The sequence below is a fragment of the Pseudomonas sp. BIGb0278 genome (genome assembly GCF_024809895.1).
Classification (GTDB): Bacteria; Pseudomonadota; Gammaproteobacteria; order Pseudomonadales; family Pseudomonadaceae; genus Aquipseudomonas; species Aquipseudomonas shirazensis.
In genome coordinates this window covers 278,859-293,098 of sequence record NZ_JANUEL010000005.1, presented here as the reverse complement: position 1 = coordinate 293,098, position 14,240 = coordinate 278,859, and the positions used below count along the sequence as shown (strand labels likewise).

Annotated in this window: 13 protein-coding genes; 7 read left to right on the top strand and 6 right to left on the bottom strand. The window is 63.3% G+C overall.

Annotated features, from left to right (window positions below; genetic code table 11):
- From bioC to bioB, 4 genes are read right to left on the bottom strand one after another with little or no spacing between them, the layout of a single operon-like run.
- Entirely contained in the window at positions 1–825 is an 825-nt protein-coding gene (gene bioC / locus M2396_RS18420; RefSeq protein ID WP_259076901.1) for a malonyl-ACP O-methyltransferase BioC, read from the bottom strand.
- Positions 818–1,549 carry an alpha/beta fold hydrolase gene (locus M2396_RS18415; RefSeq protein ID WP_259076899.1) on the bottom strand — a complete coding sequence of 244 codons (732 nt, stop codon included), beginning with the start codon at positions 1,547–1,549 and terminating at the stop codon, positions 818–820. The genes bioC and M2396_RS18415 overlap by 8 nt, the downstream gene beginning before the upstream one ends.
- Positions 1,542–2,714: an 8-amino-7-oxononanoate synthase gene (gene bioF, locus M2396_RS18410; RefSeq protein ID WP_259076896.1), complete on the bottom strand. Its 1,173-nt coding sequence runs from the start codon at positions 2,712–2,714 to the stop codon at positions 1,542–1,544. The genes M2396_RS18415 and bioF overlap by 8 nt, the downstream gene beginning before the upstream one ends.
- 1 nt (position 2,715) lies before the next feature.
- Positions 2,716–3,774, bottom strand: a complete 1,059-nt coding sequence (gene bioB / locus M2396_RS18405; protein ID WP_150571154.1) for a biotin synthase BioB — start codon at positions 3,772–3,774, stop codon at positions 2,716–2,718.
- Between the two features lie 89 nt (positions 3,775–3,863).
- On the opposite strand from bioB, the gene M2396_RS18400 reads away from it, so the two are divergent.
- The 4 genes from M2396_RS18400 to rarD all read left to right on the top strand — a co-directional run bounded on the left by M2396_RS18400 (position 3,864) and on the right by rarD (position 7,427).
- Positions 3,864–4,601 (top strand): ComF family protein, encoded by a 738-nt coding sequence (locus tag M2396_RS18400; protein ID WP_259076892.1) that lies wholly within the window; start codon positions 3,864–3,866, stop codon positions 4,599–4,601.
- A 72-nt stretch (positions 4,602–4,673) separates the two neighbouring features.
- Positions 4,674–5,438: a TOBE domain-containing protein gene (locus tag M2396_RS18395; protein WP_259076890.1), complete on the top strand. Its 765-nt coding sequence runs from the start codon at positions 4,674–4,676 to the stop codon at positions 5,436–5,438.
- A 64-nt stretch (positions 5,439–5,502) separates the two neighbouring features.
- Entirely contained in the window at positions 5,503–6,477 is a 975-nt protein-coding gene (locus M2396_RS18390) for a serine/threonine protein kinase (RefSeq protein ID WP_259076887.1), read from the top strand.
- A 62-nt stretch (positions 6,478–6,539) separates the two neighbouring features.
- Positions 6,540–7,427 (top strand): EamA family transporter RarD, encoded by an 888-nt coding sequence (gene rarD, locus M2396_RS18385; protein ID WP_101322429.1) that lies wholly within the window; start codon positions 6,540–6,542, stop codon positions 7,425–7,427.
- Positions 7,428–7,659: 232 nt separating this feature from the next.
- Here the strand turns inward: rarD and M2396_RS18380 are convergent, their stop codons facing one another.
- Positions 7,660–8,178, bottom strand: a complete 519-nt coding sequence (locus M2396_RS18380; protein WP_101322430.1) for a glycine cleavage system protein R — start codon at positions 8,176–8,178, stop codon at positions 7,660–7,662.
- Between the two features lie 448 nt (positions 8,179–8,626).
- On the opposite strand from M2396_RS18380, the gene M2396_RS18375 reads away from it, so the two are divergent.
- Positions 8,627–10,804: a malate synthase G gene (locus M2396_RS18375; RefSeq protein ID WP_259076884.1), complete on the top strand. Its 2,178-nt coding sequence runs from the start codon at positions 8,627–8,629 to the stop codon at positions 10,802–10,804.
- 35 nt (positions 10,805–10,839) lie between these two features.
- On the opposite strand, the gene M2396_RS18370 is transcribed toward M2396_RS18375, so the two are convergent.
- Complete coding sequence (locus tag M2396_RS18370; RefSeq protein ID WP_101322432.1) at positions 10,840–11,283, bottom strand: response regulator; 444 nt, start codon at positions 11,281–11,283, stop codon at positions 10,840–10,842.
- 226 nt (positions 11,284–11,509) lie between these two features.
- Here M2396_RS18370 and M2396_RS18365 point away from each other — a divergent pair, with 226 nt between their 5' ends.
- Together M2396_RS18365 and M2396_RS18360 are read left to right on the top strand one after the other, a co-directional pair.
- Positions 11,510–13,447, top strand: coding sequence for a putative nucleotidyltransferase substrate binding domain-containing protein (locus M2396_RS18365; protein ID WP_181089444.1), 1,938 nt, complete (start codon positions 11,510–11,512; stop codon positions 13,445–13,447).
- Positions 13,444–14,157 (top strand): PolC-type DNA polymerase III, encoded by a 714-nt coding sequence (locus M2396_RS18360; RefSeq protein WP_181108027.1) that lies wholly within the window; start codon positions 13,444–13,446, stop codon positions 14,155–14,157. The genes M2396_RS18365 and M2396_RS18360 overlap by 4 nt, the downstream gene beginning before the upstream one ends.
- Positions 14,158–14,240: the final 83 nt, after the last annotated feature.

The window sequence follows — 14,240 nt, the reverse complement described above, 5'->3', positions numbered from 1 at the left end:
TCATTCCCCAGCCTGCTGAGGCTTGCGCAGCACGGCATACACCACCTGATAGGTGGCCGGCAGGCCGGACGGCTGGCGCCAGTGTTCGTAGGCCTGCAGCAAACCCTGCATGCGCGCCCGCCCCGTTAGGCCAGCCGGCCGGCCAGGGTTGAGGTTATGCGCACCCAGCGCCTTCAGTTCATGGGTCAGGCTGCGTACATCGGGGTAGTGCAGCACCTGCGCCCGCTGTTGCAGAGCGAGCAATTGCAGGCCGCTGCCGGCACACAGCCGCTGGTAATCTTCGAACCGGCGGAAGCGGTTGACGTGGACCATGCCGTCTACTGCCTGCCAACTGGCGCGCAACTCTTCCAGAGTGCCTACGCACAGGCTGCTGAACGCCAGCACTCCACCAGGGCGCAACACCCGCTGTGCTTCGCTGAGCACGCTGGCGAACTGGCTGCACCACTGCACGGCCAGGCTACTGAAAATCAAATCGACACTGGCGCCCTGCAGCGGCAGGCGTTCGGCATCGCCGACCACGTGGAACTGCGCGCCACCTTGCTGCCGAGCGTGACCTAGCATGCCTTCGGCAATGTCGACGGCCACGCCGACAGCGCCGGCAAAGCGCTCGGCCAGCACGCGGCTGAAGTGACCGGTACCGCTGCCCAGGTCGAGCCAGCGGCTTGGGGTCAGATCAGCCGGCAACTGCTCGAGCAAAGCCACACCGACGGCGCGCTGCAACGCGGCAACGCTGTCATAACTGGCAGCAGCCCGCGAAAACGACGCCGCCACCTGGCGTTTGTCAGGCAAGCCGCCCGGCAGGGTCGGATGGGACAGATCAGTCATCGCCGCTCTCGTGCAAAAAAATCTTGATGCCCGCCGCCAGGTCCTGCGGATATTCCAGCAGGAAGGCATGCGAGGTGTTTTCAACAAGACCGACCTCGACGTCCGGGACCAGCTCGCACAGCGCCTTGGCTGCCTCTGCCGGGACCAGCACATCGCTGCCGGCAAACAGGTGCAACTGCGGCCCGGTGTACTCCACCAAGGCATCGCGGGTATCCAGCTTGCCCAACACCTCCAGGCCGCTCATCAGGTACAGCGGATCAGTGCTCGGCAAGCCGACATTGAGTTGCTTGAGCACGGCCAACTGATCCGGCGCACCCTGGGTGCACAGCGAGCGAAAGCGCTTCAGGGTGACCTGCAGATGGCTGCGACAGCCGTCGGCAAAGGTGCCGAAGGTGTCTGCCGGCATGCCGTGCGGCCAGTCGGCGCGACTGACGAAACTAGGATTACTGGCCAGGGTCAGCAGGCCGCAGCAGCGATCACCGCGTTTGCGTGCCAGCTCGCTGGCGAGCATCCCGCCCAGTGACCAGCCACCCAGCCAGGTGTCCTGGGGCAGGGTGCGATCAAGATGGTCGATCCAGGCCTGGACATCGCCGTCGGGCAATTCCGGCAGCGCCAGCAGGTCGACCTGCAAGCGCGGATCCTGCGCGCGCAGGCTTGCCGCCAATGGATGCAGTGCAGCAGTACCCAGCCCCCAGCCGGGCAAGAGAATCAGGCGATTACGCATCGGCGCGCTCCAGTTGTGGATAACAGTCTGCCAATGCATTCAACAATAGCTGCACCTGCGCCTCGGTGTGCGCCGCGCTCAAGGTCACCCGCAGCCGCGCACTACCGGCCGGCACTGTCGGCGGGCGAATGGCGGTCACCAGCAAGCCGCGTTCGCGCAGCATCTGCGACAGGCGCACAGCACGGCCGCTGTCGCCGATCAGGATTGGCTGAATCGGCGTCTGGCTGTCCATCAGTTGCAGGCCGATCTGCTCTGCCCCCTCGCGGAACTGGCGGATCAACGCCGCCAACTGCTCGCGCCGCCAGCTTTCGTCACGCAGCAGCTGCAGGCTCTTGAGCGTGGCGCAGGCCAGCGCCGGCGGTTGGCTGGTGGTGTAGATGTAGGGCCGAGCGAACTGCACCAGTGCCTCGATCAAATCATCACTGCCGGCAACAAACGCACCTGCGGTACCGCAGGCTTTGCCGAGAGTGCCGATCAACACTGGCACCTGATCCAGACCAAGGCCGAAGTGCTCGACGATTCCGCCGCCGTTGGCGCCCAGGGTGCCGAGGCCGTGGGCATCATCGACCATCAGCCAGGCATTCGCTGCGCGGGCGGTCGCGGCCAGTGCGGGCAAGTCGGCGAGATCGCCATCCATGCTGAACACGCCATCGGTAACCACCAGGGTATTGCCGGTCGCCCGCTGCAGGCGGCTAGCCAGGCTCTGCGCATCGTTGTGCAGATAACGATTGAAGCGCGCACCGCTGAGCAGGCCGCCATCGAGCAGAGAAGCGTGGTTGAGGCGGTCGTGCAGCACCGTATCGCCCTGCCCGACCAACGCGGTGATGGCACCGAGGTTGGCCATGTAGCCGGTGGAAAACAGCAGCGCACGCGGCCGCCCGGTCAGCTCGGCCAGGGCTTCTTCAAGCTGGTGATGCGGGGTGCTGTGGCCGATGACCAGATGCGAAGCACCGCCACCGACCCCCCAGCGCTCGGCGCCGGCGCGCCAGGCAGCGATCACCTCAGGGTGATTGGCCAGGCCGAGGTAATCATTGTTGCAGAAGGCCAGCAGCGGCTGGCCATCGACCACCACCTGCGGCCCCTGCGCGGTCTGCAGCAGCGGCCGTTGCCGATACAGATCGGCCGCACGCCGTTCGGCCAGGCGCGCGGTGAGGTCAAAGGCCATTTCAGGCCGACGCTGCGTCGTAGAACATCTCGCTGCTGCGCTGCTCGACCAGGGCCTGCTCGATGGCTGCCTGATGCACTTCGTCAGCGTGCTCTTCGCGCGCTTCCGGCTTGATACCGAGGCGGGCGAACAGCTGCATGTCCTTGTCGGCTTGTGGGTTGGCCGTGGTCAGCAGTTTTTCGCCGTAGAAGATCGAGTTGGCCCCGGCCATGAAGGCCAGCGCCTGCATCTGCTCATTCATCTGCTCACGCCCGGCCGACAGCCGTACGTGCGACTTGGGCATGAGAATCCGCGCGACCGCAAGCATACGGATGAAATCGAATGGGTCGACGTCGGCTTCTTCAGCCAGCGGCGTGCCGGCAACCTTGACCAGCATGTTGATCGGTACCGACTCAGGATGCTCGGGCAGGTTGGCCAGCTGAATCAGCAGCCCGGCGCGGTCGTCCAGCGACTCACCCATGCCGAGGATGCCGCCGGAGCAGATCTTCATGCCGGCGTCGCGCACATAGGCCAGGGTCTGCAGGCGCTCGCTGTAGGTGCGGGTGGTGATGATGCTGGTATAGAACTCAGGCGAGGTGTCGAGGTTGTGGTTGTAGTAGTCCAGGCCAGCCTGAGCCAGCGCGACAGTCTGGTCCTGGTCCAGCTTGCCGAGGGTCATGCAGGTTTCCAGGCCCAATGCCTTGACCCCTTTGACCATCTCCAGCACGTAAGGCATGTCTTTGGCCGACGGATGCTTCCAGGCCGCGCCCATGCAGAAGCGCGTCGAGCCGATGGCTTTGGCGCGGGCGGCCTCTTCCAGCACCTTTTGCACTTCCATCAGTTTTTGCTTTTCCAGCCCGGTGTTGTAGTGGCCGGACTGCGGACAGTATTTGCAGTCTTCCGGGCAGGCGCCGGTCTTGATCGACAGCAGGGTCGAGACCTGCACACGGTTGGGATCGAAATGCGCGCGGTGCACGCTTTGCGCCTGGAACAACAAATCATTAAAGGGCTGCTGGAACAGCGCCTTGACCTCGGCCAGGCCCCAGTCGTGACGTGTTGTAGCAATTGTGCTGGCGCTCATCGGCGTTTCCTTATCTAGGCTCTGACTGGCGCGCAGGCCAAGAAAGCCGCCAGCGCATCACGGATAGGCGCAATATTTACGGAAGGGCCATGGACTGTCAACCAATACTCAAATGGCTGGTTTACAAGTGTACAAATATTAATCAAATGTGTTTACTCTGTGATGAACACGCTTATCAGCCCTACCCGCTGTGCAGCGCCTGCGAGCAGGAATTGCCCTGGCTGGAGGAACAATGCCTGCGCTGCGCGTTACCGCTGGCCATCGCCGGCCTGCATTGCGGCCCCTGCCACCGCAGGCCACCGGCCTTCAGCCAGGTGATTGTGCCGTGGCATTTCGGCTTCCCGCTGGACAGCCTGATCAGTCGCTTCAAGCATCGCGGGCAGTGGCCCCTCGGTCGTTTGCTGGCGGGCTTGCTCGGGGATGCGTTGGCGCATCGCTACACCGAGGGCTTGCCCAGGCCGGACTACTTGTTGCCAGTGCCTTTGGCAGCGCGTCGGCTGCGCCAGCGCGGCTTCAATCAGGCCGATATGCTTGCGCGCTGGCTGTCAGGCCAACTGGGCATCGCCTGCAACGAGCGCTGGCTGCTGCGCACTCGCGACACCCCGGCCCAGCAAAAACTCGGCGCCAAGGCGCGCCGGCGCAATCTGCGTGAGGCGTTTACCCTGGCGCCAGGCGTTGATGTCGAAGGGCGGCACCTGGCAGTGGTCGACGACGTGCTGACCACCGGCGCCACTGCCCAGGCCATTGCCAAGCTGCTGCGCAAGGCCGGCGCCCAGCGGGTCGATGTCTATTGCCTGGCGCGCACGGCCAAACCTGGCCAGGCCTGAGCGGGCGCCGGGGTTGACTGATGACGCTACGGGAGGCAACTTCGCCAGTCTCACACCGCCTGGCTCAAGCGCATGTCTCTGCCCACCCAGCTCACCCAACACATCGCCCGCCGCCCGCAGCGCATCGCCCTGCTGCAGCACATCGCCGAACAGGGCTCGATCACCCGCGCAGCGAAGGCTGCCGGGATCAGTTACAAGTCCGCCTGGGACGCCATCGACGAGCTCAACAACCTTGCCGCGCAGCCTTTGGTCGAACGCAGCACCGGCGGCCGTGGTGGTGGCGGCGCGCAGTTATCGTCAGAGGGCCAGCGCGTGCTGCGCCTTTACTTGCGCCTGCAAGCGCTGCAGGCGCAAGTGCTCGAGGCCGCCGAACACAGTAGCGACCTCGACCTGCTCGGCCGGCTGATGCTGCGCACCAGCGCGCGTAATCAGTTGCAGGGTAAGGTCAGCGCAGTGAGCAGCGAAGGTCGGCATGACCGGGTTACCCTGGCGCTGAGTGGCGGGCTGCAGATTCAAGCGCTGATCACCCGCGACAGCACCGAGCGGCTGGAACTGGCGCCAGGCAGCCAGGTAGTGGCCTTGCTCAAGGCCGGCTGGGTGCACCTGCTCGGCCCGGAGGACACCGCAGAACCAGGCAGCAACACGCTCGGCGCCACGGTCGCCGAAGTGCTCGCTGAAGAAGAGGCCAGCTGCGAAGTGCGCCTGCAACTGAGTAATGGCCAGACCCTCTGCGCTTTTGCCGAGAGCCAGTGGCTGACAGCTCATGGGGTGACCACCGGCAGCGAACTGCGTGCGCAGTTCCATCCGGCTTATGTACTGCTGGGCGTGCCGGCCTAGCGACCTCCGGTGCGCAGGGTAATGGAGTACCATGGTGCTCACGATGTCGCCCTGCGGAGCTCCAATGTCCCACCCTTTCGATACCCTCACCCCCGACCTGGTCCTTGATGCGGTAGAAAGCCTGGGCTTTCTCAGCGATGCCCGCGTGCTGGCGCTCAACAGTTACGAGAATCGGGTCTATCAGGTGGGCATCGAAGACCAGCAGCCGCTGATCGCCAAGTTCTACCGGCCGGGGCGTTGGACCGACGCACAGATCCACGAAGAACACGCCTTTACCGCCGAGCTTGCCGACTGCGAAGTGCCGGTCGTGGCGCCAATCAGCCGTGAAGGCCAGAGCCTGTTCGAACATCAGGGCTTTCGCTTTGCCTTGTTCCCACGCCGCGGCGGCCGGGCGCCAGAGCCGGGCAATCTCGACCAGCTGTATACCCTAGGCCAGTTGCTCGGGCGCCTGCACAAAGTCAGCGCCACGCGGCCGTTCGTGCACCGTGAGTCGCTCGCTGTGGATAACTTCGGGCATGCCTCGCTGCAGACCTTGCTCGACGGCAACTACGTGCCCAAGGAACTGCTGCCAGCTTATGAATCGGTCGCTCGCGATCTGCTCAAACGGGTTGAAGCGATCTATGCGCGCACCCCGCACCAGACCATCCGCCTGCACGGCGACTGCCACCCAGGCAATATCATGCACCGCGAAGACGCCTACCACCTGGTCGATCTGGACGACTGCCGGACGGGCCCGGCAGTGCAGGACCTGTGGATGATGCTCGCCGGCAGCCGCGAAGAACGCCTGGGCCAGTTGGCCGAGCTGATCGACGGCTACAACGAGTTCCACGACTTCGACCCGCGCGAGCTGCCGCTGATCGAGCCGCTGCGGGCCTTGCGCCAGTTGCATTACAGCGCCTGGCTGGCGCGGCGCTGGGACGACCCGGCGTTCCCGCGCAGCTTCCCCTGGTTTGGTCAGCCGCGTTACTGGGGCGATCAGATCCTTGCCCTGCGCGAGCAGATCTCGGCGCTGGACGAAGCGCCGCTGAAATTGTTCTAGGGGCAGGTGCAGGTCTGTCTACAATAGGTGCTGTTATTTAGCTACCTAAGCAAGGATTCGGCATGCACGCTGCAAACCCGCGTCGCGGGTATATTCTCGGCCTGACGGCCTACATCATCTGGGGCCTGTTCCCGCTGTACTTCAAAGCCATTCAGAGCGTGCCGGCGGTCGAGATCATCGTCCACCGGGTGCTCTGGTCGGCGTTGTTCGGTTCGCTGTTACTGTTGGTGTGGAAGCACCCCGGCTGGTGGCGCGAGTTGCGCGACAACCCCAAGCGCCTGGCAATCCTCGCCTTGAGCGGCACATTGATCGCCGGCAACTGGCTGACCTATGTCTGGGCGGTAAACAACGGGCGCATGCTCGAAGCCAGCCTCGGCTATTACATCAACCCATTGATCAATGTGCTGCTGGGCATGCTCCTGCTCGGCGAGCGTTTGCGGCGACTGCAGTGGCTGGCGGTCGGCCTGGCAGCGGTCGGGGTCGCACAGCAGGTGTGGCAGGTCGGCAGCCTGCCGTGGGTGTCGCTGGTGCTGGCGCTGACCTTTGGCTTCTATGGGCTGATCCGCAAGCAGGCACCCGTCGCGGCACTGCCCGGGCTGGTAGTGGAGACCTGGATGCTGGTGCCGCTGGCTGCGGGCTGGCTGTTGCTGCACCCGGCTGCCAGCAGCACGCAGGGGGATTTCTTCAGCAGCACTGAAGCGCTCTGGCTGATTGCCGCCGGGCCGGTCACGCTGGTCCCGTTGGTGTGCTTTAACGCAGCCGCGCGACACCTGCCCTACACCACCTTGGGTTTCCTGCAGTACCTGGCACCGAGCCTGGTGCTGTTGCAGGCGGTGCTGCTGTTCGACGAGCACTTGTCGTCGAGCACGCTGGTCGCATTCATGTTCATCTGGGCCGGTTTGGCGCTGTACAGCGTGGATGCCTGGCTTAGAGTGAGCAAGCGCACCTGATCAATAAATGACCAAAAGCCTGCAGGCCACAGCTGGCGTGGCCTGCAGCAACCTCTCCAGAGGTTATCCACATGCTGATCCCCGCGCTTTGTGCACAAGCGCCTGATTACTGAGCGTTTTTTGCTCAATCCTCGGCAAGCGGCATGGGCATTGGGCTGAAGCGGTACGCCCCCAGGTTATCCACAGGGACGTCCCCGTAAATCAGGGATAACCGCACCGCCCTGGCTGTGGACTATTCTTCGGCGCGCAGCTCAAGTTCGACCATCAAATCATCGGCCAGCGCTTCCAGGCTCTGCTGCAGATCCTCCAACGAAAGCGCCATCGGCAACGCCAGCAGCGCGTTGGCGTGGAACAGTGGCTCGCTGCTCATCGGCGCCGGCCGTACTTCAGTGGTGAAGCGCTCCAGATTTACCCCCTTGTCTGCCAGCAATCGGGTAATGTCGCGAACGATACCTGGGCGGTCATTGCCCACCAGTTCCATACTGATTGGCTTCCAGTTAGCCGCAGGCTCGGCGCCGCTCTCGGCGATCAGCACGCGGATGTTGTGGCTGATCAGTTGCTCCAGCGCTTTGACCAATTCAGCGTGGGACTCAGTCGGCACCGCCACCCGCAGGATCCCGGCAAACTGCCCGGCCATGCGCGACATGCGGCTTTCCAGCCAGTTGCCGTTGTGGCTGGCGATGCACTGGGCAATGCGTTCTACCTGCCCGGCCTGGTCGGGGGCGATCACGGTCAATACTAGGTGGTCCACTGCGTACTCCTCTGCCCTGCCAAGGTTTCAGCCAGGCCGAACATGGCGCAAAGGCTGGCAATCGAGTGAGTATAGGCAAGCTGTGGCAACCTGCCGCAGGGCAGTCCGAATGACTAATCGTGTACTGTTTCAAGATTTATCTGGAACAATCTACCTGTTTTTTGCGAACATGCGGCTTCCCAGCGTGACCCTATGCGACCAAATGGTCGCACAGCGACGCTTTTAGTCTGATGTTCACCCGCCTGCTGCTTCATGTAGTATGCCCCGACGCGGACTACAAAACGTCGCTGGATGTCTGCCGATGGCGCCTGTGAAAATACGCAAACCGCCCGCCAGCGCGTCTGGCAGGCCGCACCCAGCCGCCTGCGGGCATGTACTGGTGCGTGTTTGAAGAAGCGCTACAGGCTTAATACGATGAGCGAAATAGCTGAGCAGAGTGAGGCAAGCAATGACTGAACACGTTCAAGTCGGTGGCCTTCAGGTCGCCAAGGTGCTGTACGACTTCGTCAACAACGAAGCCATTCCAGGCACCGGCATCGTCGCCAAGGATTTCTGGCTCGGTGCGGAAAAGATCATCAACGACCTCGCTCCGAAGAATAAAAACCTGCTCGCCAAACGCGACCAGCTGCAAGCCCAGATCGACGCCTGGCACCAGGCGCATCAAGGCCAGGCTCACGACGCCGCAGCCTACAAGGCATTCCTCCAGGAAATCGGTTACCTGCTGCCAGCAGCAGAAGACTTCCAGGCAACCACGCAAAACGTCGACGAAGAAATCGCCAGCATGGCCGGCCCACAGCTGGTAGTACCGGTGATGAACGCGCGTTTCGCCCTCAACGCCGCCAACGCGCGCTGGGGTTCGCTGTATGACGCGCTGTATGGCACCGACGCCATCAGCGAAGAAGGTGGCGCCGAAAAAGGCCAGGGCTACAACAAGGTCCGTGGTGACAAGGTCATCGCCTTTGGCCGCGCCTTCCTCGACCAGGCTGCGCCACTGGCTGCTGGCTCGCACGTCGACTCCACCGGCTACCGCATCGATGCCGGCAAGCTCGTGGTTGCGCTCAAGGGCGGCAGCAACAGCGGCCTGCGCGACGATGCACAGTTGATCGGCTACCGTGGCGAGGCCGCGGCGCCAACCGCAGTCCTGCTCAAACACAACGGCCTGCACTTCGAAATCCAGGTCGACGCCAGCACCCCGGTCGGCAGCACTGACGCCGCCGCCGTCAAAGACATCCTGATGGAATCGGCCCTGACCACCATCATGGACTGCGAAGACTCGGTTGCTGCAGTCGATGCCGACGACAAGGTGGTGGTTTACCGCAACTGGCTGGGCCTGATGAAAGGCGACCTGTCCGAAAGCGTCAGCAAGGGCGGCAAGACCTTCACCCGGACCATGAACCCGGACCGCGAGTACACCGCACCGAACGGCGGCAGCGTAAGCCTGCACGGTCGCTCGCTGCTGTTCGTGCGCAACGTTGGTCACCTGATGACCAACCCCGCAATCCTCGACGCGCAGGGCAATGAGATCCCGGAAGGCATCCAGGATGGCCTGTTCACCGGCCTGATCGCCTTGCACAACCTCAAGGGCACCACCACCCGCAAGAACAGCCGCACCGGCAGCGTCTATATCGTCAAACCGAAAATGCACGGCCCGGAAGAAGTGGCGTTTGCCGCAGAAATCTTCAGCCGCGTCGAAGACGTGCTGCAGATGCCGCGCAACACCATGAAGGTTGGCATCATGGACGAGGAGCGCCGTACCACGGTCAACCTCAAGTCGTGCATCAAGGCTGCGGCCGAGCGCGTGGTGTTCATCAACACCGGCTTCCTTGACCGTACCGGTGACGAAATCCATACCTCGATGGAAGCCGGCGCCGTTGTGCGCAAGGGCGCCATGAAGAACGAGAAGTGGATCGGCGCCTACGAGAACAACAACGTCGATGTCGGCCTCGCCACTGGCCTGCAAGGCCGTGCCCAGATCGGCAAGGGCATGTGGGCCATGCCTGACCTGATGGCGGCCATGCTCGAACAGAAGATCGCTCACCCATTGGCCGGTGCCAACACCGCCTGGGTGCCGTCACCGACCGCCGCGGTACTGCACGCCCTGCACTACCACCAGGTTGATGTGCAGGCGCGTCAGGCGGAACTGGCCAAGCGCGCGCCGGCCTCGGTCGATGACATTCTGACCATCCCGCTGGCAGCCGACACCAACTGGTCCGACGAAGAAATTCGCAACGAGCTGGACAATAACGCCCAGGGCATCCTCGGCTATGTCGTGCGCTGGATTGACCACGGTGTGGGCTGTTCGAAGGTGCCGGACATCAACAACGTCGGCCTGATGGAAGACCGCGCGACCCTGCGTATCTCCGCACAATTGCTCGCCAACTGGCTGCGCCACGGCATCGTGCGCGAAGAGCAGGTGCTGGAAAGCCTCAAGCGCATGGCGGCAGTGGTCGATCAGCAGAACGCTGCCGACAGCTCGTACCGGCCAATGGCGCCGAACTTCGACGACAACGTTGCCTTCCAGGCAGCGCTGGAGTTGGTGCTCGAAGGTGCCAAGCAGCCGAACGGCTACACCGAGCCGGTGCTGCACCGTCGCCGCCGCGAGTTCAAGGCGCGCAACGGGCTGTAAGTGGAGAATGCTAGGGCCGCTTTGCGGCCCTAGCTTCATTCAATCCGCAATTCCTTCCTCACCAGCCGCAACAGCTTGTCCAGATCCGGCGGCTTGACCATGAAGTCCAGCACCCCAAGGTGCATCGCCTTGACGGCCTCTGGCACCTGCGACTCCCCCGACACCACCACAATGGGCAAATCTGCCCGCACCGAACTGCGAATCTGCTTGATCAGTTCAAGCCCATCCACTGGCCCCATGCGCAGATCGGTGATCATCATGCCAATACGCGGTTCACGCCTGAGTGCCCGCAACGCAGCCAATGCGCTCGACGCACTGATGCAGCGAATACCTTTGCGATTCAGATACCAGGCCAGGGCCCTACGGCTGAGGATGTCGTCGTCGACCACCAGCACCAGCGGCAGTTGCGGCGGTGGCGCGCTGACCAAGGCCAACGCCTCGCGCTCGGCGTCACTCAGAATGTCGTCATGCTCACCCATGGTCTTCCCGTTGAAATATCGTCTGCACAGCGTATGACCACAAATTCGCCGAATGTGCTATCCGCCCGTGCAGCCAACGTCGCCGAACGGGCGTTATGCCCTCATAGACTTACGTCCAATGGGCACGAACCGGCCGCCAGCCGACCATGGGGACCGAGAACAACAAGGCCGACTTCACTATATATAGTTAGATATATATAGATCGGCACAGCGATACGGTCAGCTCATGAGTAAAAAGGACGCCTACAGCCAAGCCGGCAGAACCGCGGTGTTGCAGAACATCCAGGGCACATTGCAGTTCCTGCAGCGCTTTCCGCCGTTCAAGCAGATGGAACACAGCCATCTGGCCTTTATGGTGGAGCAGTGCCAACTGCGCTTCCACGCCAGCGGCGAAAGCATCATCAAGCCCGCCGATGGCCCGGTCGAGCACTTCTATGTCGTCAAGCAAGGGCGCGTCGTCGGTGAGCGCCAGCACGTCAGCCAGGCCGGGGTAGAAACTACCTTCGAGATCACCAGCGGCGAATGCTTCCCGCTGGCGGCCTTGCTTGGCGAGCGTGCGACCCGCACCGAGCACGTTGCCGGCGAGGACACCTTCTGCCTGCAGCTGAACAAAGCTGCGTTCATTCGCCTGTTCTCGATGTCGGATGTGTTTCGTGATTTTGCTCTGCGCGGCGTCAGCAGCCTGCTCGATCAGGTTAATCAGCAGGTGCGCCACCGTGCGGTAGAAAACCTCGGCAGCCAATATTCCCTGAATACACCGCTGGGCGAGCTGGCCATGCGTCACCCGGTGGTGTGCACTCCGGACATGCCCTTGCGCGAAGCGGTGCGCCTGATGCACGAACAGCAGGTCGGCAGCATCGTGATCATCGATCCGCAGCGCTTTCCGATCGGCATCTTCACCCTGCGCGACCTGCGTCAGGTAGTGGCCGATGCCAGCGCCGAACTGAGCGCGCCGATTGCCCTGCACATGACCGCCGCGCCGTTTTACCTGGCGCCGGATGCAACTGCGTTCGATGCGGCCATGGCGATGACCGAACGACATATTGCCCACGTCTGCCTGGTACATGAGCGGCGCCTGTGCGGGGTGGTGTCCGAGCGCGATCTGTTCTCCTTGCAGCGGGTCGACCTGGTCCATCTGGCGCGCACCATCCGCCATGCGCCACGGCTGGACACATTGGTGTCGCTGCGCGGCGAGATCAGCCAGCTGGTCGAGCGCATGCTCGCCCACGGTGCTTCGTCGACGCAGATCACCCAGATCATCACCCTGCTCAACGACCACACCGTGTGCCGGGTGATCGAGCTGGCCCTGGCCGAGCGTGGCGATCCCGGCGTAGCATTCAGCTGGTTGTGTTTTGGCAGTGAAGGCCGCGGTGAACAAACCCTGTTCACCGATCAGGACAACGGCATCCTGTTCGAGGCCGACGATACTGCCCAGGCCGACGCCCATCGGCGCGCTCTGCTGCCGCTGGCGCAGTACATCAACCAGTGCCTGGCGCAGTGTGGTTTCAGCTTGTGCCAAGGCAATATCATGGCCGGCAACGCCGACCTGTGCCTGTCGCGCAGCGAGTGGGCGCGGCGCTTTGCCGGGTTCGTCCGCGAGGCCAGCCCGGAAAACCTGCTCGGGTCTTCCATCTACTTTGACCTGCGCGCGGTCTGGGGCGATGAGCAGGCGGTCGAACAATTGCGCCAGGGCATGCTTGCCCAGGTCCGCGACAATCGCATTTTCCAGCGCATGATGGCCGACAATGCCTTGCGCCAGCGGCCACCGGTGGGGCGCCTGCGCGACTTCGTACTGACCCGTCAAGGCAACGACAAGGCCGCCACCCTCGACCTCAAGGTGCAGGGCCTGACGCCGTTTGTCGACGGCGCCCGTCTGCTCGCCCTGGCCAACGGCATTGGCGCCTGCAACACCCTCGAACGCCTGCGTCAGCTGGTCGCCAGAGAAGTCATCGATGCCCTGGACGGCGCCGCCTTCGAAGAGGCATACCACTTCATCCAGCAAACCCGCATGCAGCAGCATCAACGCCAGAGCCGCGCCAACCAGGCCTACTCCAACCGGCTCGACCCGGACAGCCTCAACCAGCTCGATCGACGCATCCTGCGTGAGTCGCTGCGCCAGGCTCAACGCCTGCAAAGCAGCCTGGCCCTGCGGTATCAGCTATGAGTCTGTTTACCTGGCTGCGCCCTTCCCTGCCTGCCGCCGTCGACCCGGCCATGCGCCAGCGCCTGGCGCAATTGCCCAAGCCAGCGCCGCCAGGCGTGCATTCGCTGCGCGAGCAGCGCTGGGTGGTCATCGACCTGGAAACCAGCGGGCTCAACCTAAACCGTGATCAGGTGCTGTCGATCGGTGCAGTGGCTATTGAAGACGGCGCCATCGATTTCAGCCAGCAGTTCGAACGCACCTTGCACCGCCCGGCGCAGAAGACCACCCCCAGCGTGTTGATCCACGGCCTCGGCCCGGATGCCCTGGCCGCCGGCTCAGCACCGGCAACGGCGCTGCTGGAGTTGCTCGAGTTCATCGGCGACAGCCCACTGCTGGCGTTCCACGCGCCGTTCGATCAGCACATGCTCGGCCGCGCCTTGAAAGACAGTCTTGGCCATCGCTTGCAGCACAGCTTCTACGACGTGGCCGAAATCGCGCCGATGCTCAACCCCGACACGGTAATGCGCGAGGCCGGCCTGGACGACTGGATCGGCCACTTCGGCCTGCAGGTGGATGAGCGCCATCACGCCAGTGCCGACGCCCAGGTCACCGCCGAGTTGGCCCTGATCCTGTTCAGCCAGGCCCGCCGGCAGCAGCTCGACAGCCCCCTGCAACTGAGCACGCGCCTGCAGCAATGGCGGCGGCGCAAGGCTCAGAGTCACAGTTGGTAATAGCTATCCGATAGACGTGGATTGCGTGCGGCCACCCGCCTCTGTAACAATCGCGAATAATTATCGTTAGTTAACGCATTCTT